Source organism: Streptomyces curacoi, from assembly GCF_001513975.1.
GTDB classification, from domain to species: domain Bacteria; phylum Actinomycetota; class Actinomycetes; order Streptomycetales; family Streptomycetaceae; genus Streptomyces; species Streptomyces curacoi.
On sequence record NZ_KQ947984.1, the window covers coordinates 592,764 to 612,995 of the forward strand.

The following is a 20,232-nucleotide window of genomic DNA, read 5'->3' on the forward strand; positions in this document are numbered from 1 at the left end:
CGGTCCGGCCCGTTCGGGGCCGGATTCGATCGGTAAGGTGTTCGCATGACTACCGGGGTACGGCGAAGAATGGGAGTCGAGGAGCGGCGGCAGCAGTTGATCGGCGTCGCCCTCGAACTGTTCAGCCAGCGCTCGCCCGACGACGTCTCCATCGACGAGATAGCGTCGGCAGCGGGCATCTCGCGGCCGCTGGTCTACCACTACTTCCCCGGCAAACTCAGCCTGTACGAGGCCGCGTTGAAGCGTGCCTCGGAGGAACTGGCGGGCCGTTTCGTCGAGCCGCACGAGGGGCCGCTGGGGGCGCGGCTGCTGCGGGTGATGCGCCGCTTCTTCGACTTCGTCGACGAGCACGGTCCCGGTTTCTCGGCGCTGATGCGCGGCGGCCCGGCGGTCGGCTCGACCGCGACGAACGCGCTCATCGACTCCGTGCGGCAGGCCGCGTATGTCCAAATCCTTTCGCATCTGGACGTGGTGAACCCGCCCGCGCGGCTGGAACTGGTCATCCGCTCCTGGATCTCGCTCGCCGAGTCCACGGCGCTGATCTGGCTGGACGGCCGGCGCATCCCGCGCGCCGAGCTGGAGGCACAGCTGGTGCACGACTTCGCCGCGCTCACCGCCGTCAGCGCCGCCTATGACGACGAGATGGCCGCGCTGCTGCGCCGCATGCTGAAGGAGGAGCCGGCCGACGGTCCGTTCGGCGACCTGGTCGCCCGGCTGATCTCGCTGGCGTCCTGAGCAGCCCTGGCGGGTCTCAGCTCTCGAACTTCCGGTACGACGGATCCAGGTCCCGCACCTCGGCGGACGCGTGCAGCGCGAGCCCCTCGGCGGGCTTCACATACTGCCGCAGCAACTCCAGTACGGCTTCGGTGAGCCGGACCTTCGTCTCGTCCGTACGACCGGCCAGCAGGCCGAGGGTGACATGCACGACGGCGTGTCCGTCCGTGTCGTCGCCGACCGTGGTGTGCTCGCCGCGGCGGAACTGCGTCTTGCACGCCGGCGGCTTCGCCGCCGCGATCTCGACCACCGCGGCGTGCAGCGCCCGCGCGAAGCCGGGCCGGTCGAAGTCGTCCGCCAGCTGTTCCGAGTAGTCGACGGTGATCTGCGGCATGAGCACTCCTGTTCTACGGCGGCAACAGCGCTCACCCTAACCTCAGCGCCAGCATCGCGATGTCGTCCTCCTGGTCCCGTCCGAAGTGGTCCAGCAGGGTGTCGCACAGCGCCTCCACGCCGGACGGGGCGTCGGCGGCGGCCGTGCGGAGCTGCTCCAGACAGACGGCGAGGTCGACGCCGCGGCTCTCGATGAGGCCGTCGGTGACCATCAGCAGACGGTCCGCCGGGGTCAGCACCAGCTCGGTGGGCGCCGGCCGGTCCAGGCCGAGGCCGAGCAGCGGACCGCTCACCGGGACGTACTCGGCATCGCCCCCGTCCCGCAGGATCAGCGGCGGGATGTGGCCCGCGTTGGCGATACGGCTGCGCCCGGTGCCGGGGTCGACCAGGGCCAGGCAGACCGTCGCGGTGACGTCGGGGTGGTAGTGCTGGAGCATCCGGTCGAGCCGTTCGGCCAGCGCGCCCGGGTCGCTCTCCTCCACGCAGTAGGCGCGCAGCGCGTGCCGGATCTCGACCATGACGGTCGCCGCGTCCAGCGAGTGCCCGACGACGTCCCCGACCGCGGTGAGCACCCCGTCCCGGGTGCGCAGGGCGGCGTAGAAGTCCCCGCCGATCTCGGCCTGCGAGGACGCCGGAACGTACCGGACGACGACCTCCACCCCGGGCAGCGCGGGAAGACGGTACGGCTGGGGCAGGAAGCTGTGCTGGAGGGTGAGGGCGATGTGCCGCTCCGCCTGGTACATCAGCAGCGGCTCGGCGGCGAGCGCGGCGGCCTGGGCGAGCCGGGCGAGCAGATCGTCGGCGGCGGGCGCCGGCGCGAGGAGCGGCGTGGACCGGGGGTGCCGGGCGGACAGGGGGTGGTGGTCCGGATCCGGTACGGCGGCCGGGCGCACCGGAGCGGCGATGCACACCGGTGTCCGGCCCTCCTCGGTGAGCGCCAGCACCAGGCGGGCGTCCTCCCGGATGCCGGGCCGGAAGAAACCGGCGGGCCACAGCGAGGCGGGCACGACGGTGCTGTGCACCCCGGTCCGCCCGGTCCGGCCCTGAGCGATCCGGGTGATCAGCCGTGCCGCCGCCACCTGCGGGCCGGTGTCGGGCACCGCGGTGGGGGCTCCCGCGGGACGGGCGAAGCCATGACCGCGGGGCCGGTTCAGGGAGCTGCCCCAGTGCGGTTCGCCGTCCGGGCCGATGACGAAGACGACGGCGGGCGTGCCGGCCAGCCGGGCCGCGCCCGCGGCGGCCGCGTCGGCCAGCTCCCCCAGGCAGCGCGCGGTCTGCACGGTGACGATCGCCTCGGACAGCAGCGTCAGCCGGTGGGCGAGCGTCTCGGCGGCGGTGCGCCGGCGCGCCCGGCGGACGGCGGCCCGTACGACGGCCTCGATCTCGCTCGGCTCGGCCGGCACCGACAGAAAGGCGTCGGCGCCCGCGTCGAGGCCCCGGCACCGGTCCCCCGCCTCCACGGCCATGGCGGAGAAGTGGACGACGGGCAGCGCGGCCGTGGACGGCCGGGACTTGACCCGGCGGCACAGTTCGAAGCCGCTCATGTCGGGCAGCCCGACGTCGACGAGGGCGACATCGGGCAGGGCGCCCGCGCGCAGCCGCACATCCAGCTCGCTCAGCGCCTCGCCCGCGCTGCCGACCGGTACGACATCGTGGCCCGCACGGCGCAGCACGGCACCCATGGCGTAGCGGCTGGCCGGGACGTCGTCGACGACCAGCACGGTCGTCGCCGCGATCTTGCTGTAACCGTCCATCGTCCCACAGCCCTTGGATACGCAGGAGTGGGGCGGCCCGCTGACCGGGTCCGCCCCACTCAAAGTAGCGGGCGTATCAAAGGGCCCGGGAGAAGACGGCGACAGTGCGCCCCGGAACGGCGAACGTGCCCGTTTTCCCCTCGAAGGACGAGGACTTGACGATAGAGTCCGCCCCCGACGCCTGCACGGGATGCAGCCGGTAGCCCTCGTCGGCGAGCGAAACGATCCGCTGCTCCTGCTTCTCGGGCGTCGCGTTGAAGACGACGACCAGGTCACCGAGGCGCATGGTGATCACGCCGGGCGTCTCGTCCTTCCCGGACAGCGGGAACGACAGCTTCGACTGCACCTGGCCGGCCGTGTCGAGGGAGAAGGCGCTCTCCGTCGCACGGATCCGCAACAGGTCCCGGTACGCCGCCGAGGCGCCCTCGATCTGCTCGCAGCCGACCTTGACGGTGCTGAGCAGGGGCTTGGCGTACGGCCACTTGGCGGCGTTGTCGGCCGCCATCGGCAGTCCCCGCCCGAAGCCGTTGCCGTCGGCGCAGTTCCAGTGGATGGCGTTGAACCAGTCGCCGCTGTCGTAGGAGTTGCGGTCCAGCGACTTGGAGCGCAGCAGGTCGGTGCCCGCCTGGGAGAGCGCCGGGCCCTGCGAGAGGGTGGCCGTGGCCATGGCGAGGACCTGCATACGGGCCCGGTCGGCCGCGCTCGTCGACGCGGGCAGCTTGTAGGCGAGGGCGTCGAACAGCGACTCGTTGTCGTGCGCGTCGGCGTAGGCGAGGGCGTCGCCGGGGGCGTCCGCGTAGCCGGCGGGTGCGCCGTTGTAGTCGACCTCGGAGCCCTTGACCTCCTTGCCGCTGGTGTCGGTGAAGCGGTAGCCGGCGAGATTGCCGGACAGCCCGACCTTGATCAGGTCCTGGTAGTGCAGGAGCCGGGCCTTCTGCTCGGCCGGAGTGCCGTTGTTCGTCGAGGAGTTGGGCTCGGTGTACAGCCCGGACGCGAAGCCCTGGATGCCGGGGTCCTCGTCGAAGGGGCCGCCGCCGCGCACGGCGTCACGGGCCCGGTCGGAGAAGGTCGCGATGCCGGTGCCGGCCATGTTCTTCTGCGTGGCCTGCACGAACCGGGCGTCGTCGGCGACCTCGCCGAAGTTCCAGCCCTCGCCGTAGAGGATGATCTTCTTGCCGTCGACGCCGTCCTTCTCCACGGTCAGCGCGTCGAGGGCCTTCCTGACGGCCAGGATGTTGGCCTTCGGGTGGTGGCCCATGAGGTCGAAGCGGAAGCCGTCGACCTTGTACTCCTTGGCCCAGGTGACGACCGAGTCGACGACCAGCTTGCCCATCATGGCGTTCTCGGTGGCGGTGTTGGCACAGCAGGTGCTGTTCGCGACCGAGCCGTCCGCGAGAAGGCGCTGGTAGTAGCCGGGCACGATCCGGTCGAGGACGGAAGTGTCCGCCTGACCGCTCGCGGCGGTGTGGTTGTAGACGACGTCCATGACGACCCGCAGACCGTCGTCGTTCAGCGCCTTGACCATCTTGCGGAACTCGACCGTACGCGCGGTGCCGTCCGGGTCGGTGGCGTACGAGCCCTCGGGAACCGTGTAGTGGTACGGGTCGTAGCCCCAGTTGAAGGCGTCCTTCGCGGCGATCTTCGACACGCACTCCTGCTGCCGGTCGGAGTCGGCCGGGAAGGAGGCCAGGTCGCAGTCGACGGTCGCCTGCTCGGACTTCTTCTCCGGGATGGTGGCGATGTCGAAGGCGGGCAGGAGATGGACGTACGACGTGCCCGCCTTCGCCAGCTCGCGCAGGTGCCGGGAGCCGTCGCTCGCCTTGTCGGTGAAGGCCAGGTAGGTGCCCGGGTGCTTCGCCGTCCGGTCGGCGACCGAGAAGTCCCGGATGTGCAGCTCCTGGATCTGGGCGTCCTTCAGCGGCACGGCCTTGGGCTTGGTGTACGAGGACCAGCCGCTCGGCGCCAGGGACCTGTCGTCGAGGTCGACGACCAGGCTGCGCCGGGAGTTGGCGGTGAGGGCGACCGCGTAGGGGTCGGTCACCTTGTTGGTGACGACCTTCCGGACGCCGGGCGCCCAGACCTCGACGACGTACCGGTACGGCTTGTTCTTCCAGGACCTGGGGCCGGTGACCGACCAGACGCCGGTGGTGCCGTCCCGCTTCATGGCGACGGTGGAGTCACCGATCTCCAGCTCGACGGACTGTGCGGTGGGCGCCCACACGGCCAGGGTCGGACGGCCCTTGGCGAAGGTCGGGCCGAGGTCGGACTTCGTCGCCCCGGAGTACAGGTCGTCCAGCACGCCCGCGATCTGCACGCCGGTCGCGGCCAGCACGGCGCCGTTGGCGGCGCGCTGGGAGGCGACGAGCTGGCCCCTGACGGCCTCGCGGACCCGGTCGCGGTCACGTGGGTCGACGGACCAGGCGGCGTAGTCCTTCAGGTGCGGGAACTTCGCCTGCTGCGCGTCGGTGAGGGAGGTCCTGGACAGGCGGAGCCAGCGAGCGTCGTCACCGGTCAGCGCGCCGTCCTTCACCTCGATCGAGCCGGTGCGCGAGTACAGCAGCTGGGTGGAGGCAGCGCCCTCGGAGCCGTTCCAGGCGAGGGTGTTCCGGTCGATCCAGACCGCCTTGGAGGTGGTCAGGTCGAGCGCGGCGGCGGAGCCCGCGGGCTGCGGGAGCAGATACTTCTCCTGGCCGCTCACCAGCCACACCTCGTGGCCGTTCGCCGTGAGGTCCAGCGACTGGTCGGCGGGCAGGTCCTTCTCGTCGCCCTTGTGGATGATGTAGCTGAGGCTGGTGGCACCGTCGGTGAGCGGTACCTCGAAGACCGCACCATAGGGGTCAGTCTTGACCGGCTTCAGGGAGTTCGACCAGTCGGTGGGGTTCGCCGCGCCCGTCCAGACGTGCAGACCCCAGCCGTCGTAGTCGCCGTCGGCGCGGTGGTAGTGCAGGACGGCCTTGGTCTTGTCCGGCGCCGGGTAGTCCGCGGCCGGCCTCTCGGTGCGGACGGCCTCCTTGCCCTGCTCGATCCAGATCTCGCCCGTCCTGGTGACGTCGATCGTGCGGTCGGCGGAGACGTCCTTGTTGCCGTCCTTGTCGATGACGAGGAATCCGACACTGGAGGCACCGGGCTTCAGCTTGACGTAGGCGAAGGCGCCGTAGGCGTCACGGCCGATGAAGGGGTGGCTGTCCGGCCAGTTCGTGGACTCGCCGTCGGCGAGGTCGCCCCAGGCGTACAGGCCCCAGTTCGCGTAGTCGCCGTCGGTGCGCTTGTAGTGGACGATCGCGTGGTCGCGGGAGGAGGCGGTGGGGGTCTCGGGTGCGGGCGGGGTGCCGGTGGTGGAGGCCGCCGTGGCGCTCGCGGTGCGCCCGGCCGAGTCGATGACGACCGCCTTGTAGCGCAGGGCCGTTCCGGCCGGTACGTCCTTGCCGATGGTCTGGGTGACCTTGTACGGGGCGTGGTCGGCGGAGCCGAGGGTCTTCCACTTGCCGTTTCCGACCTGCGCGGCGAAGACGACACGGTTGAGCTGACCGCCGTCGACGTCGGCGCCGATCTCGACGGTGCCGGTGGCTCCCGTGGCCGGGGCCCTGAGGGTGAGCGTCGGCTCTGCGGCGGGCTCGGCGAGCCGGCCGGCTGCCTTGAGGACGATCGCCGAGCCGGCCGGGACGGTGACGGTGAGCTTCTTGTCGGCGTCGCTCCTCACCGAGTCGTCGGTGCCGTAGATGCCCTTGAAGGCCATACCGGCCGAACCGGTCGCGAAGGTCGCCGTCTTCGCCTCGTCGGCGTTGTTGAAGGCGACGACGTATTCGATGCCCTTCCTCGCGTCGGTGCGGGAGAAGGCGTAGACGCCGGCGCCGTCGGCCGCGTATCGCTCGGTCTGGACCCCGTCGGCGAGGGCGGGGTGGGCCTTGCGCAGCTTCGACAGGGCGCTGATCTGCCGGTAGAGCGGTGCGCTCGGGTCGTAGGCGTCACTCGCGTGGGTGCGGTCGGTGCCGAGCTGGTCGTCGTCGAGGTAGTCGGCGGTCTTCGAGGCGAACAGGGTCTGGCGGGCGTCCTTGTCGCCGCCGGCGCCGGTGAAGCCCTGCTCGTCGCCGTAGTAGACGACCGGGTTGCCGCGGCTGAGGAACATCAGCTCGTTGGCGAGCCTGTCCTTCTTCAGCAGTTCGGCGTCCGTCGCCTTCGGGTTGTCCTGGTTCAGGAAGTACCCGATGCGGCCCATGTCGTGGTTGCCGAGGAAGGTGACCTGCTCGTAGGCGTTGGCCTTGTCGGTCGTGTACTTGTAGTCGTCGCCGAAGACGCCCGCGAGCTTCCGCGCGCTGCCGCCCTGGGAGGCGTACTGCCGTGCCGCCTCCTGGAAGGGGAAGTCGAGCGTGGCGTCGAGGCGGCCCTGGGTGACGTACGGGGCGGTGACGTTCGTGTCGGCGGAGTAGACCTCGCCGAACATGAAGAAGTCGTCGCGGCCCTTCTTGGCCGCGTAGGAGTCGAGGGCCGTGGCCCACTGGGTCCAGAACTCCATGTTGACGTGCTTGACCGTGTCGATCCGGAAGCCGTCGATGTCGAAGTCCCGCACCCAGCGCTGGTAGATCTTCTCCATGCCGCTGACGACCTCGGGACGCTCGGTCCACAGGTCGTCGAGGCCGGAGAAGTCACCGTGGGCGGAGCTCTCACCGGCGAAGGTGGAGTCGCCGCGGTTGTGGTACATCGTCGGGTCGTTGAGCCACGACGGGACCTTGAGGTCCTTCTTCGCGGCGGGGGCGGCCGGGGTGCGCGGGAAGGAGTCGGCGTCGACCGCCGGGAACTTCCGCGTGCCGTCCGCGTAGTCGGCGTCGTCGAAGGGCCTGCCGTCCTTGGTCAGGTACGGGAAGGCGCCCTTGGAGAGGTAGTCGTAGGACTTCTCCTGGTAGTCGACGACGTCGGCGGTGTGGTTGGTGATGACGTCGAAGTAGACCTTCATGCCCTTGGCGTGGGCCTTGGAGATGAGGGTCTGCAGGTCCTTGTTGCTCCCGAAGTGTGGGTCGACCTGGGTGAAGTCGGTGATCCAGTAGCCGTGGTAGCCGGCGGAGGCGTTGCTCCCCGTGCCCTGTACGGGCTGGTTCTTGAAGATCGGGGCCATCCAGATGGAGGTGGTGCCCAGGCCCTTGATGTAGTCGAGCTTCCTGGTCAGGCCCTTGAGGTCGCCGCCCTGGTAGAAGCCCTTGTCGGTGGGGTCGTAGCCGGTGGCGAGGCGGGAACCGGTCAGGCCGCCCTTGTCGTTGCCGGTGTCGCCGTTGGCGAAGCGGTCCGGGAGCACGAAGTAGAACTGCTCGCGGGTGGAGTCGTGCCGGGCGGGCTCGGCCGCCAGCTTCGCGTCGGACGGGGGCGCGGGCGGAGTCTCCGCCCGCGCCGCGAGGGGCTGGACGAGCGCTGCGGCCAGCGCGGTCACGGTGACCGCGGCGACCCGTCCGGCATACGCGGTTCGGCGCCTGGACGGCACCGGCCATCTCGGTATCAAGATGTGGACTCCTTGCGGTGTACGGCTCTTCGGGTCCGACCCCGCGCGACCGTATCGCCGACGAAATGCTTTCAGCAAGAGTCCTGAAACGATCGGTAAGAACTTTCAGCAGGGGGAGTTCGTCTGCGTCAGCAGCCCCAGCCGCCAGGGCAGGGTGTTGTAGGGGCCGCTCGCCGAGGGGTTCATGCCCTGGTAGAGGAACTGCAGGCGGCACGGGTTGATGGTGAGGGTCTGGTTGTTGTAGTGGCGGACCATCTCGCCGTGGCTGATGTCCCGGGTCCAGGGGGTGCCGCTGAAGGCCACGTTGTTCGACCGCGCGAACGGGTTGGACTCGGTGTCGGCCAGCGGCGTCCAGCTGCCGTTGATGCGGTTCGACGTCCAGGACCGGAAGTACCGCTTGCCGTCGCCGCCGATCGCCTCGTTGAGCAGCAGATAGGTGTCGGAGTCCTTGAGCTTGTAGACGTTGGAGGCCTCCCACAGGCGGTACTTGTTGGAGTCCTGCAGCGCGATGACGGTGTTGGTGAAGCCGTTCGGGTAGTTGGCCAGCGTGGTCTCCGACCGGTAGAGATGCCCGTTGTCGTCGGAGGAGAACAGGTAGCACTTGGCGCTGTCGCAGATGACCCAGAAGTCGACCCAGTAGCCGCTGCCGATGTTGTCCTTGATGATCTGCGGCATGCCGTTCGCGTAGAACTTCTTCGGAGCGGTCCACGACCTGGGGTTGCTGATGTCCGTCGTGGTGGAGTACGCCGCGTTGTCACCGGTCTGGTAGACGAGGTACCACAGCTTCTGCGGCTCGAACCAGAACACCTGCGGCGCGGCCTTGTAGCCGGGGCCGATCGCGGTCTGGTCCAGGTAGTGGTGCTGCGCGGCGCCGGCCTCCTGCCAGCTGGGGAAGTTCAGGTAGACCATGCTGTAGGTGCCGTTGGTGGTCGTGGTGCTGGCGAACACGTGCCACCGGCCGTTGTGGTACACGACCGACGGGTCCTTGACCGCGCTGAGCTGGTGGCTCGCGTCGGACTTCGGGGAGATGAGCACTCCGCTCGAATTCCACTGGAAGCTGCCGGGTAACGGGGCCGCCGACGCCGGCGAGGCGGCCAGAGCGGTCAGGATCACACCCCACAGCAGGGCGAGCCCGCCGGCCAGGATCCCCGTACGTCTCGTCACACGCATCGATGTCGTGCCTCCTGTCATTTGATGGTGTAGGTGACCAGTGAGCGGGCCGGCACCGTGGCGGTCATCGAGCCCGCGGTGACCGCGACGGCCGGCTGCCGTGCGGTGCTGTGGGAGCCGTTGGTCAGGTGCGGGGTCGCCGTGCCGGTGGTGATGCCGGTGTTGCGCAGGCTGTACGACACCTGCTGGGCGCTGGTGGCCGCGTTGAGCGCCACGACCGTCAGGGAGCCGTCGGTGTTGCGGAACGCCGACAGCCTGAGGTCGGCGTCGGGCGTGGTGGCGCCGACCCGGACGGCTCCGGGGCGGATGAAGCGGCTGTAGTTGGCGATCGCCCACAGCCGCTTGGAGACATGGAAGGTGGCGCCGTCCATCTGGATCAGCCCGCGGGTGGCACCGACCGAGGCGCCGTACCAGTAGATGTAGCCGTTGGCGTTGCCCTTGGTGAGGGCGTCATGGACGGCCGAGGCGACGGTGAAGCCGTCGTAGCCGCTGCCGTCGTCCCAGTTCGCGTTCCAGGTGGTGCCGTTGGGGGACCACTCCGACATCCAGGTCCGCTTCGTGGTCGGCAGGGGCCCGTCGACCGGGCTGGCGTAGGTGTGGCCGGCGTGGGTGGCGACGAGGTTGCGTGCGGTGGCGTCGGCCTCGATCGCAGCGCTGTACTTCTTCTGCTGGTTCCAGCCGAAGGAGTCGCAGCAGACGACCTTGTATCCGGCCGAGTTCGCCACGGGGCCGAAGACCTTGGTGAACTCGACGGCCTGGGCGGGCGTGAGCCGCATGGAGTCGTAGGTGGCGGTCCAGTCGGGCTCGTTGGTGAACCCTATGTCGTTGATCCGGATGCCCTCCTGGCCGTAGAACTTCGCCCACTGGACCAGGTAGTTCGCATACGCCCGGCGCCAGTCGCCGCTCGCGCAGGTGGCACCCGCGAGGCCGCACAGGGTGCCGCCGTTCGCGTCGGTGCCGTTGGTCTTCATGTAGCCGGGCGCGGTCCAGGCGTCGGCGTAGAAGCGGGTCACGCCGTAGGCCTTGGCCTGCTGGGCCAGCCATACCTGGCCCTTGTCGCTGCGGTCCCAGACGTACTTGGGGGTGGCGTTCGGTCCGCCGGGGTCGGTCGGCTGGATGCCGGAGTCGATGCCGAGCCGCAGGATGCTCAGCCCGGCGCCGGTGGTGCGGCTCAGCAGCAGGTCCAGCAGCTCGCGTTGGCGCTCGGCGGGCAGGCCCTGCGAGCCGCGCATGATCTCGGCCCGTCCGAAGTGCTCGGAGAAGCCGAAGCCGTCGACGGGCTGGAGTCTGGTCGATCCGTCGATCGTCGCCGAGGTGGCCGTGGCCTCCGGCGGGGCGGCCGTGGTTTCCGGCGGGGTGGCCGCTGTGACACCGGCGACCGCCAGTAGGACAGCTGTGGACGTCAGGGTCCACTTCCTGAGTCTGCGCAGCATGATCCACCAATCGTGGGAGCGCTCCCAATCCACTGCGGAACGTAAGGTGGTGTCATGCAACCGTCAACCCCTGGAGTACCGCGCATTGTCAGCGGCAACAATGCGCGGTCCCGGAGCCGGGCTCAGCAGCTGGCCTTGCCGGCGTAGATCGCCAGGGCGGTGTTCGAGCCGAGAGTGGCCGTGAACTGCCCGCTGGAGTTCACCGTCACGGTCGTGTTGTTCTGCACGTTGCAGTACGTCCCCGCGGGCAGCGACGTCTGGTACGTCCGGCTCAGCGAGCCCGACTCGTGGTTGATGGCCACGAAGCCCTTGCTGCCCCGCCCGAACGCGATCGCGTCGCCGCCGTTGTCCCACCAGTTGGTGACCGCCGCACCGCGCGTGGCGTTGCGGAAGGCGACCATCGACTTGATCTCCGGCCAGTTGTGCTGGCACTTCCACCCGTCCTGCCAGCAGGCGTTGACCTGGCCGCCGTTCGGGGGGCCGGCGTCGTGGTCGGAGAACTCGTAGCCGGAGTTGATGTCGGGAGCGCCGTAGGGCCAGGCCAGCATGAAGACGTTGGCCAGGGTGTAGTTGGCGCCGTCCTTGTAGTTCAGGGTGGAGCCGTTGCGCTCGGTGTCGTGGTTGTCGACGAAGACGCCGGAGACACCGCTTTTCATGTAGCCCCAGCCCTCGCCGTAGTTCTTCAGATAGGCGAGGTTCTCGTTGTTGAAGACGCGCTTGAGGTCGTAGGCATAGCGGAATTCCTGGACGTCGCCGTTGCCCGTGTACTCGGTGGGCTGGACGGCCTCTCCGCTGCCGTAGATGACCTCCTGCTTCCAGTACACGGAGGGGTTGGTCAGCCGGGACTTGATGTTGGCGAGGTCGGCGGCGTCCATGTGCTTGGCCGCGTCGATGCGGAAGCCGTCGACGCCGAGCGAGAGCAGGTCGTTCATGTAGCCGGCGATGGCACCGCGGACGTAGGACTCGCCGGTGTCCAGGTCGGCCAGTCCCACCAGCTCGCAGTGCTGGACGTTCCAGCGGTCCTGGTAGTTGGAGATCTGGCTCGTGCAGTCGTCGAAGTCGTACGACGAGTACAGGCCCGGGTAGTTGTACTTGGTGTACGACGAGCCGCCGGTGCCGGTGCCGCTGCCCGCCGCCATGTGGTTGATGACGGTGTCGACGACGACCTTCACACCGGCCGCGTGGCAGGTGTTGACCATGTTCTGGAAGGCCGTACGGTCGCCGAGCCGGCCGGCGATCCTGTAGCTCACCGGCTGGTACGACGTCCACCACTGCGCGCCCTGGATGTGCTCGGCGGGCGGGGAGACCTGGACGTAGCCGTAGCCGGCGGGGCCGAGGGTGTTGGTGCACTCCTTCGCCACCGAGGCGAACTTCCACTCGAAGAGGACGGCGGTGACGTCCTTGGTGCCGGGCGGGGAGGCGTGCGCGGTGGTCGCGGGGGCCATGAGGGCTGCCGCCGTGGCGGCGAGCGCGGTCGCGCTGACGGACCATCTCGATATCACTGGCGTGAACTCCTTGCGATGACGGCCAGGCGTCGTTGCCGGGCGCCGGCGTGAACGTACCGCCGCGAAAGGTTTACAGCAAGAGAGTTGAAATTCATAGCAAGTAATTTCATCCGCAACCTTGACGTGCCCTTCGCAACTCCGCCACGCTCATGAGTCGTTGAAACCCTGACGGCTGAGTTCGCGGATCTGGCGCCCCGCCCGGGAGAGGTCGCGGGATCAGTGCGCGGCCTCTCCGGCTGTCGGCGTCGGCGGCTCGTCGGCGGTGATGCGGGCCAGCAGGGTGTGGACTTCCCGGATACGAGGGTGGTCGGGATGCAGGAACCGCTCGCAGTCGGTGAGCGCCTGACGCGCTGCCGCCTCCGCCTCGTCGAGGCGCCCGAGGCCATGCAGGGCGCCGGCCGTGGCCAGGCCCAGGCTGCCGCTCTGCCCCCGGTCCCACCGCGGGACGAACCGGCGTGCCTCGGTCAGCGCTTCGTCGTGCCGCCCCTGGCCGCTCAGGCTGCGCACCAGGGTGCAGTGCAGGGAGGCGAGCGCGGCACCTTCGGCGCGGGGCAGGTTCCCCCGGGCGATGGCCTCGGCCTCCTCGTAGCGGGCCTGGTCGTACAGCGCGTCCGCCAGGTTGCCCAACGCGCACAACTCGATGTCCCACACCGATGCCAGATGCTTGAGGCGGGCCAGTTCGCGCAGCAGGTCCAGTCCCGCCGCCTCCGCCTCGCGGTACCGCCCCAGATGGCCGAGGACCATCATGTGATTGTTCCGGACCATGAGCAGCAGCGTCCGCCCGGATCCGGTCGCCCCCTTCAGCTCCGCCGCGAGGGACTCCAGTTCGGCCAGCACCTGCGCCCCGCGCCCATGAGCACAGGCCGCCGCCGTGGCCAGCGCCTTGGCGTGCCACTCCACGGCGAGCCCCCGCGCCCGCCGGCGCCGGCGCGCCGCCTGCGCCTCAAGCGCCCTTGCCCCGGCCTCGACCTCCTCGTACTCACCCTGCTGCCACAGGTGATGGAGACGGTGGAGGGCGACCGCGGCCCGCGAGCGGCGCCGTATCAGCCGTGTCATCCGTGCGATCTTCACGGGCCGTGAGAGTACGTGAAGACACCTGTCAAGAACAGATTCGGCCGCCTCTCGAACAGAGGCGGGGCCCGCCGCCCGGAAACGGACGACGGGCCCCGACATCAGGACGTGGGCGAGCCTTGGGTGTTACACCCGAACCCACCACACCGTGGTGTCGCCCGGCACCTTCACCTCGCCGCCCGCCTCGCTCACCTCACCGCTGGTCAGCAGCAGACGCCCGTACGCCGGAGTCGTCACCGACTCCTGGCCGGTGTTGGCGACGCACACGAACTCCCCGCGCCGGAAGGCGAGGGCGCCCTCGGGTGCCTTCAGCCACTCCACCGAGTCGCCGGCGCCGAGGTCGGGCTGCTCGCGGCGGACGGCGAGGGCGGCGCGGTACAGCTCCAGGGTCGAGGCCGGGTCGCCGGTCTGGGCCTCGACGCTCAGCTCGCCCCAGCCCTGCGGCTGCGGCAGCCAGCTGCCACCCGCGCCGAAGCCGTACGACGATCCCGTGCGCGTCCACGGGATCGGCACCCGGCAGCCGTCACGGAAGCCGTCCTGGCCCTCGCCGCGGAAGTACGCGGGGTCCTGGCGTACCTCGTCCGGCAGGTCGACGACGTCCGGCAGGCCGAGCTCCTCGCCCTGGTAGATGTAGGCCGAACCGGGCAGGGCCAGCATGAGCAGGGTCGCCGCCCGTGCCCGCCGCAGACCGAGTGCGCGGTCGCCCGGCGTGCGGATCTGGGTGCCCAGGCCCGGCGGGTTCGCGAAGCGCGTCGCGTGGCGGGTCACATCGTGGTTGGACAGGACCCAGGTCGCCGGGGCGCCCACCGGGCGCATCGCCTCCAGCGTGCGGTCGACGACCTTGCGCAGTTCCTCCGCGTCCCAGTCCGTCGACAGGTACTGGAAGTTGAAGGCCTGGTGGAGCTCGTCGGGGCGGACGTAGTTCGCCGTGCGCTCGACCGTCGGGGTCCAGGCTTCGGCCACGAAGATCCGTTCACCCGCGTACTCGTCCAGGATGCGCCGCCACTGCCGGTAGATGGCGTGCACGCCGTCCTGGTCGAAGAACGGCATGACATCGTTGCCCAGCAGCTTGAGCTGGTCGTGGGAACCGAGGTCGGGCAGGCCCTCCGCCTTCACCAGGCCGTGCGCCACGTCGATCCGGAAGCCGTCGACGCCCATGTCGAGCCAGAAGCGGAGGATGGAGCGGAACTCGTCGCCGACGGCCGGGTGCTCCCAGTTGAAGTCCGGCTGCTCGGGGGCGAAGAGGTGGAGGTACCACTCGCCGGGGGTGCCGTCCGGTTCGGTGACCCGGGTCCAGGCCGGGCCGCCGAAGATGGACTCCCAGTCGTTGGGCGGGAGTTCGCCGTCCGCGCCCTTGCCGGGGCGGAAGTGGTAGCGGTCCCGGAGCGGGGAGCCGGGGCCTTCCGCGACCGCCCGCTTGAACCACTCGTGCTGGTCGGAGGAGTGGTTCGGGACCAGGTCGACGATGATCCTCAGGCCCAGCTCATGGGCGTCGCGGATCAGCGCGTCGGCGTCGAGCAGGTTGCCGAACATGGGGTCGACGGCCCGGTAGTCGGCGACGTCGTAGCCGGCGTCGGCCTGCGGGGAGGCGTAGAAGGGGCTGAGCCACACGGCGTCCACGCCGAGGTCGCGCAGGTACGGCAGGCGGGAGCGTACGCCTTCCAGGTCGCCCATGCCGTCGCCGTTGCTGTCGGCGAAGCTGCGCGGATAGACCTGGTAGATCACCGCGTCCCGCCACCAGTCGCGGCGCTTGACGACGGTGGCGACGGCGGAGTTCGGTGCCGGGTCGGCGGAGTGCTGGCTCATGGCGTCCTTGGTACGTAACGGAGTTGAGGTCATGGGCGTGCGTGTACGACGTCGGGTGACGAGGCGGCCGCGGTGACAGCGGGGTCGGATGGGCACCGCGGCCGCCACCCGCGCGGCGAGCGCGCGGGAGTCTCGGGAAGGGGCGGTCAGCCCTTTGTGCCGCCCGCGGTGAGGCCGGTCACCAGGTTCTTCTGCACGAGGTAGAAGAACGCCGAGGCGGGTATCGCGATCAGCACGGCGGTGGCGGCCATCAGGTTGCGCTGGGCGTCGTGCTCGCTGACGAAGGTCTGCAGACCGACGGCGAAGGTGTACTTGGTGTCGGACAGCATGAACGTCGAGGCGAACGCGACCTCGCCGAAGGCCGTGAGGAAGGTGTAGAAGGCGGCGACCGCGAGGCCCGGCCTGGCGAGCGGCAGGATCAGTCGGGTGAACGTGCCGAAGGGGCTCAGTCCGTCGACGCGCCCCGCCTCGTCGATCTCGAACGGGATGGTGTCGAAGTAGCCCTTCATCAGCCACGCGCAGTACGGGACGACGGTCGAGCAGTAGACGAGGATGAGGCCGAGATAGGTGTCGATGAGCTGCAGGCTCGACAGGATCTGGTACATCGGCACCATGAGCACGGCCACCGGGAACATCTGGGTCACCAGGAGTACCCACATGAACTTCCGGTAGCCCGGGAAGCGCATCCGCGAGACCGCGTAGCCGGTGGTGGCGGAGATGATCACGCCGATGAGCGTGGTGCCGAGCACGACGACCATCGTGGTCAGCAGCCAGTCGAGGAACTTCGTCTCCTGGAGCACGAACGTGTAGTTGGCGAACGTCATCTTGCCCCAGATGCCGCCCGGGTGGAGGTAGTCGTCCTTGTCCGGGCCGAGGGACAGGAAGACCAGCCAGGCGACCGGGAAGAGCGCGATGAGGCTCGCCACGATCAGTACGGCGTGGGAGACGAGGGACGTGCCGAGGCTGTTCTCGCCGCGCCGGCGCGGGCGCAGCCGGAAGGAGGCGAGGACCTGCGGGGTCACCGGGCGGTCGGCCTTGATCTCGGGGGGCGTAGCGGTGCTCATGGTGACTCCTGCCTCAGATCGCGAGCTGCTGGTCATTGCGGTTCAGCCAGCGGCGGTAGAAGGAGGTGAAGACGATCAGGATGGCCAACAGCAGGATGCCGTAGGCGGCCGACTGCGCGAAGTCGCGCGGCTGCTGTCCGAAGCCGAGGTAGTAGGCCCAGGTGACGAGGATCTGCGCGTCGGGGGCGGTGTTGCCGAACAGCAGGAAGATGATGGCGAACTGGTTGAAGGTCCAGATGATGCCGAGCAGCACGACGGTGGAGCTGACGGTCCGCAGGCCCGGCAGGGTGACATACCTGAAGCGCTGCCAGGCGCTGGCGCCGTCCATCTCGGCCGCCTCGTACAGCGAGCCGTCGATGGACTGCAGTCCGCCGAGCAGCGACAGCATCATGAAGGGCACGCCGCACCAGGTGTTGACCATGATCGCGGCGAACCGCTGCCAGAAGGTGTCCTCCAGCCACAGCGGTGTCGGCAGGTGCAGGGTCTCCAGGGCGGAGTTGATGATGCCGCCGTCCGCGAGCATGAACCGCCAGCCGAAGACGGTGACGAAGGTGGGCACGGCCCACGGCAGGACGAGGATGATCCGGTAGAGGGTCCGGCCGCGCAGCTTCTGGTTGAGCAGCAGGGCGAGGCTCAGGCCGATCGTGTAGTGCAGGGTGACGCAGGCGGCCGTCCAGACGATCGTCCAGATGAAGTGCGACCAGAAGCGGTCGTACGCCGTCTCGCCCCACAGGATGTCGGCGTAGTTGTCGAAGCCGATGAACTTGTAGGTGGCCTCGATCTCGTTGACGCCGATGGTGCGGGCGCTGTTGAGGCTGTTGGCGTCGGTGAGGGTGAGATAGAAGCCGTACACCAGCGGGTAGATCACGAGGACGCCGAGGACGATCACGACCGGGGCGATCATCGCATATGCGTACCAGTGCTTCTGGTAGCCGTGCTTGAGGCGCTGGAGCGGCCCGGGGCGGGGTCCGCGGTCACCTCGGGTTTTCCCTGTCGCACGGTCGATGGCGACTGTCATGGTTCGACAACCTTCTCGAAGATCAGCAGATCAAGGGGTGTACGGCGCGCAGGCCGGTGACCACCGGATCGCTCCCCCCATGATTCAGGGCGATCCGGTGGTCACTCGGGGTCACTTGCTGAAGTCCGGCACCAGCTTGGCGATGGCGACCTCGGCGTTGCTCAGGCCCTTGTCCAGGGACTCCTTGCCGCCGGCGACCTTCAGCAGCTCGGTGTCCAGCGGGCCCCACAGGGAGCTGTACTCGGGCAGGGCCGGGCGCGGCTGGGCGGCGCCGAGGACGGTCTGGTAGCCGGCGATGCCCGGGTCGGCCTTGACCTTGGCGGTGTAGGCGTCGTCGCGGGTGGGCAGCGTGGAGTTCTTCAGGGCGATGGTCTCCTGGGCCTTCGCCGAGGTCATGAACTTCACGAACTTCAGCGCGGCCTCCTGGTGCGCCTTGTCGGAACCGGCGTACACGGAGAGGTTGTGGCCGCCGGTCGGGGCGCCCGCCTTGCCGGCGGAGCCGGCCGGGACGGTGGCGATGCCGAGGTTGTTCTTGTCCTTGAACGCCGAGCCCTTGTAGAAGTTGGTGATCTCCCACGGGCCCTGCATGATCGCGGCGACCTTGCCGTTGACGAACGCCTCCTGGATGTGGGCGTAGGCGTCGGCGGTGGTGTCGGCCTTGTGCAGGCCCTTGCCGTCGAAGAGGCTCAGCCAGGTCTGGTAGCCCTTCTTGGCCTCGGGCGAGGCGACGGTGATCTTCTTGGCGTCGGCGTCGACGGTGTCGGTGCCCTCGCCGTAGAGGAACGTCTGGGCGTAGTAGGCCTGGGTGGAGCCCCAGTAGCCGTCGACGCCGGTCTTGGCCTTGATCGTGGCGGCGGCCTTCTTCAGGTCGCCCCAGGTCTTGGGGGCCTCGACGCCGGCCTTCTCGAACAGTTCCTTGTTGTAGACGAGGGCGAGGGTGTCCGTGGTGAACGGAACCCCGTAGACCTTGTCCTCGTACTTGGCCTGCTCGATCAGGTTGGGCTTGAACTTGTCCTGCTCGGCGAGGGCCTCGGTGCCGTCCAGCGGCAGGAAGAAGCCCTTCTTGGCGAAGGCGGGCGTCCAGCCGACCTCGGAGCGCAGGATGTCCGGGGCGCCCTTGGAACCGGCGGCGGTGTCGAACTTGTTCTGGGCCTGGTCGAAGGGGACGTTGACGTACTTGACCTTGATGTCCTTGTTGGCGGCCTCGAACTCCTTGACCAGGGCCTGGTACGTCGGCGCCTCGTTGGTGGCGTTGGAGGTGTCCCACCAGGTGATGGTGACCGGCCCGTCGGCACTGTCGCCGCTGTCACTTCCGCCGCAGGCCGTCGCCGCGAGAGCGAGGGACGCCACCAGCGCGGTGGCCGCTATGCCACGCCGCATGAGTTCTCCTTGAGGGTGAAAGCCCGTGTGTGCAGGGGCGGCCCCGTCTGCCTGACCCTGCTGTATTGCCGACCGCGCCGTTGCCGCCGCCGGGCGACGTGAACGTAACAGCGATGCAATCCTTGCGAAAGACCTTGCAGAAAAAAAGTGCAAGAGATCTCCGAAGTTATCCGTGCGTGACCTGTCGGCGACCGTCGTGAGACGCTTCTTTTCAGGGGTGGAGCGGTACGGGGCCGGTTGTGCAAGACTCTGCAAGCTCTTGCCATCACTTTCACGAGGGAGCGCGATGACACAGCAGTCCGGGCCGGGCCGGTCAACAGGTCGCCCACGGCGTCCGATTGGTGTGCAAGGCGAGACCTGGCCGGTACAGTCCCACCCTGTGACCACACGGCTTGCCGACATCGCTGCTCAGGCGGGGGTGAGCGAAGCGACCGTCAGCCGCGTCCTCAACGGGAAGCCGGGCGTCGCCGCCACCACTCGCCAGTCCGTGCTGGCCGCACTCGACGTGCTGGGCTACGAGCGTCCGGTGCGGCTGCGGCAACGCAGCGAGGGCCTGGTGGGCCTGATCACCCCCGAGCTGGAGAATCCGATATTCCCGGCGCTGGCCCAGGTCATCGGCCAGGCCCTGACCCGGCAGGGCTACACCCCGGTGCTGGCCACCCAGACGCCGGGCGGCTCGACGGAGGACGAGCTCACCGAGATGCTCGTCGACCGCGGAGTGGCCGGCATCATCTACGTCTCCGGACTGCACGCGGACACCACCGCCGACATGCAGCGCTACGAGCGCCTGCGCGCGCAGGGCGTGCCCTTCGTCCTGGTGGACGGCTTCTCCCCCAAGGTCCAGGCGCCGTTCATCTCGCCGGACGACCGAGCGGCCATGACCCTGGCGGTCACCCACCTCGCCTCCCTGGGCCACACCCGCATCGGCCTCGCGCTCGGCCCCAAGCGTTTCGTCCCGGTCCAGCGCAAGATCGAGGGCTTCGTCCGCACGATGCAGGACCAGCTGAACCTGCCGGCGAACGTCATAGAGACCGAACTGATCCAGCACTCCCTGTACACGCTGGAGGGCGGCCAGGCCGCCGCCACGGCCCTCATCGACCGCGACTGCACCGCGGTCGTCTGCGCCAGCGACATGATGGCCCTGGGCGCGATACGGGCGGCCCGGCAGCGCGGCCTGGAAGTCCCGACGGACATCTCGGTCGTCGGCTTCGACGACTCCCCGCTGATCGCCTTCACCGACCCTCCCCTGACCACGGTCCGCAAGCCGGTGCCGGCGATGGGGCAGGCGGCGGTGCGCACGCTGCTGGAGGAGATCGGCGGGACCCCGGCCCCCCACAGCGAGTTCGTGTTCATGCCGGAGCTGGTGGTGCGCGGATCGACGGCTTCGGCACCCGGCAACAAGAAACAAGCCTGAGTCGTCCCTAAGACGGAGGCCC

General features: G+C 69.2%; 12 protein-coding genes and 1 pseudogene. 2 read left to right on the top strand and 11 right to left on the bottom strand.

What is annotated here, in order from left to right; translation table 11 throughout:
* The first annotated feature begins 45 nt into the window (after positions 1 to 45).
* Positions 46 to 735: a TetR/AcrR family transcriptional regulator gene (locus AQI70_RS02665; RefSeq protein WP_086026045.1), complete on the top strand. Its 690-nt coding sequence runs from the start codon at positions 46 to 48 to the stop codon at positions 733 to 735.
* Positions 736 to 751: 16 nt separating this feature from the next.
* On the opposite strand, the gene AQI70_RS02670 is transcribed toward AQI70_RS02665, so the two are convergent.
* The 11 genes and pseudogenes from AQI70_RS02670 to AQI70_RS02720 all read right to left on the bottom strand — a co-directional run bounded on the left by AQI70_RS02670 (position 752) and on the right by AQI70_RS02720 (position 18,796).
* Positions 752 to 1,108, bottom strand: a complete 357-nt coding sequence (locus AQI70_RS02670; RefSeq protein ID WP_037889453.1) for a 5-carboxymethyl-2-hydroxymuconate Delta-isomerase — start codon at positions 1,106 to 1,108, stop codon at positions 752 to 754.
* Between the two features lie 31 nt (positions 1,109 to 1,139).
* Positions 1,140 to 2,861: a fused response regulator/phosphatase gene (locus AQI70_RS02675; protein WP_062143501.1), complete on the bottom strand. Its 1,722-nt coding sequence runs from the start codon at positions 2,859 to 2,861 to the stop codon at positions 1,140 to 1,142.
* 76 nt (positions 2,862 to 2,937) lie between these two features.
* Positions 2,938 to 8,349: a pullulanase-type alpha-1,6-glucosidase gene (gene pulA / locus AQI70_RS02680; protein ID WP_062143504.1), complete on the bottom strand. Its 5,412-nt coding sequence runs from the start codon at positions 8,347 to 8,349 to the stop codon at positions 2,938 to 2,940.
* A gap of 105 nt (positions 8,350 to 8,454) precedes the next feature.
* Positions 8,455 to 9,453: pseudogene (locus AQI70_RS02685) on the bottom strand (glycoside hydrolase family 62 protein); the annotation flags it as partial.
* A gap of 83 nt (positions 9,454 to 9,536) precedes the next feature.
* Positions 9,537 to 10,952, bottom strand: coding sequence for a glycoside hydrolase family 30 protein (locus tag AQI70_RS02690; protein WP_062143507.1), 1,416 nt, complete (start codon positions 10,950 to 10,952; stop codon positions 9,537 to 9,539).
* A gap of 122 nt (positions 10,953 to 11,074) precedes the next feature.
* Positions 11,075 to 12,397 carry an alpha-amylase gene (locus tag AQI70_RS02695; RefSeq protein ID WP_425264601.1) on the bottom strand — a complete coding sequence of 441 codons (1,323 nt, stop codon included), beginning with the start codon at positions 12,395 to 12,397 and terminating at the stop codon, positions 11,075 to 11,077.
* A 276-nt stretch (positions 12,398 to 12,673) separates the two neighbouring features.
* Positions 12,674 to 13,528: a tetratricopeptide repeat protein gene (locus AQI70_RS02700; RefSeq protein ID WP_244181432.1), complete on the bottom strand. Its 855-nt coding sequence runs from the start codon at positions 13,526 to 13,528 to the stop codon at positions 12,674 to 12,676.
* Between the two features lie 126 nt (positions 13,529 to 13,654).
* Positions 13,655 to 15,334, bottom strand: coding sequence for a glycoside hydrolase family 13 protein (locus tag AQI70_RS02705; protein ID WP_062143513.1), 1,680 nt, complete (start codon positions 15,332 to 15,334; stop codon positions 13,655 to 13,657).
* Between the two features lie 146 nt (positions 15,335 to 15,480).
* Positions 15,481 to 16,398, bottom strand: a complete 918-nt coding sequence (locus AQI70_RS02710) for a sugar ABC transporter permease (RefSeq protein WP_062143516.1) — start codon at positions 16,396 to 16,398, stop codon at positions 15,481 to 15,483.
* A 13-nt stretch (positions 16,399 to 16,411) separates the two neighbouring features.
* Positions 16,412 to 17,416: a carbohydrate ABC transporter permease gene (locus AQI70_RS02715; protein WP_062143518.1), complete on the bottom strand. Its 1,005-nt coding sequence runs from the start codon at positions 17,414 to 17,416 to the stop codon at positions 16,412 to 16,414.
* 111 nt (positions 17,417 to 17,527) lie between these two features.
* Entirely contained in the window at positions 17,528 to 18,796 is a 1,269-nt protein-coding gene (locus tag AQI70_RS02720; protein ID WP_062143521.1) for an extracellular solute-binding protein, read from the bottom strand.
* A 379-nt stretch (positions 18,797 to 19,175) separates the two neighbouring features.
* On the opposite strand from AQI70_RS02720, the gene AQI70_RS02725 reads away from it, so the two are divergent.
* A complete protein-coding gene (locus tag AQI70_RS02725) occupies positions 19,176 to 20,210 on the top strand; it encodes a LacI family DNA-binding transcriptional regulator (RefSeq protein ID WP_062143524.1) in 1,035 nt (344 codons plus the stop codon).
* Positions 20,211 to 20,232: the final 22 nt, after the last annotated feature.

Coding starts and splice junctions, on each gene's coding strand:
- AQI70_RS02665 (WP_086026045.1), top strand. CDS start 46: ATGACTACCGGGGTACGGCGAAGAATGGGAGTCGAGGAGCGGCGGCAG.
- AQI70_RS02670 (WP_037889453.1), bottom strand. CDS start 1,108: ATGCCGCAGATCACCGTCGACTACTCGGAACAGCTGGCGGACGACTTC.
- AQI70_RS02675 (WP_062143501.1), bottom strand. CDS start 2,861: ATGGACGGTTACAGCAAGATCGCGGCGACGACCGTGCTGGTCGTCGAC.
- AQI70_RS02690 (WP_062143507.1), bottom strand. CDS start 10,952: ATGCTGCGCAGACTCAGGAAGTGGACCCTGACGTCCACAGCTGTCCTA.
- AQI70_RS02695 (WP_425264601.1), bottom strand. CDS start 12,397: ATGGCCCCCGCGACCACCGCGCACGCCTCCCCGCCCGGCACCAAGGAC.
- AQI70_RS02705 (WP_062143513.1), bottom strand. CDS start 15,334: ATGAGCCAGCACTCCGCCGACCCGGCACCGAACTCCGCCGTCGCCACC.
- AQI70_RS02710 (WP_062143516.1), bottom strand. CDS start 16,398: ATGAGCACCGCTACGCCCCCCGAGATCAAGGCCGACCGCCCGGTGACC.
- AQI70_RS02715 (WP_062143518.1), bottom strand. CDS start 17,416: ATGACAGTCGCCATCGACCGTGCGACAGGGAAAACCCGAGGTGACCGC.
- AQI70_RS02720 (WP_062143521.1), bottom strand. CDS start 18,796: ATGCGGCGTGGCATAGCGGCCACCGCGCTGGTGGCGTCCCTCGCTCTC.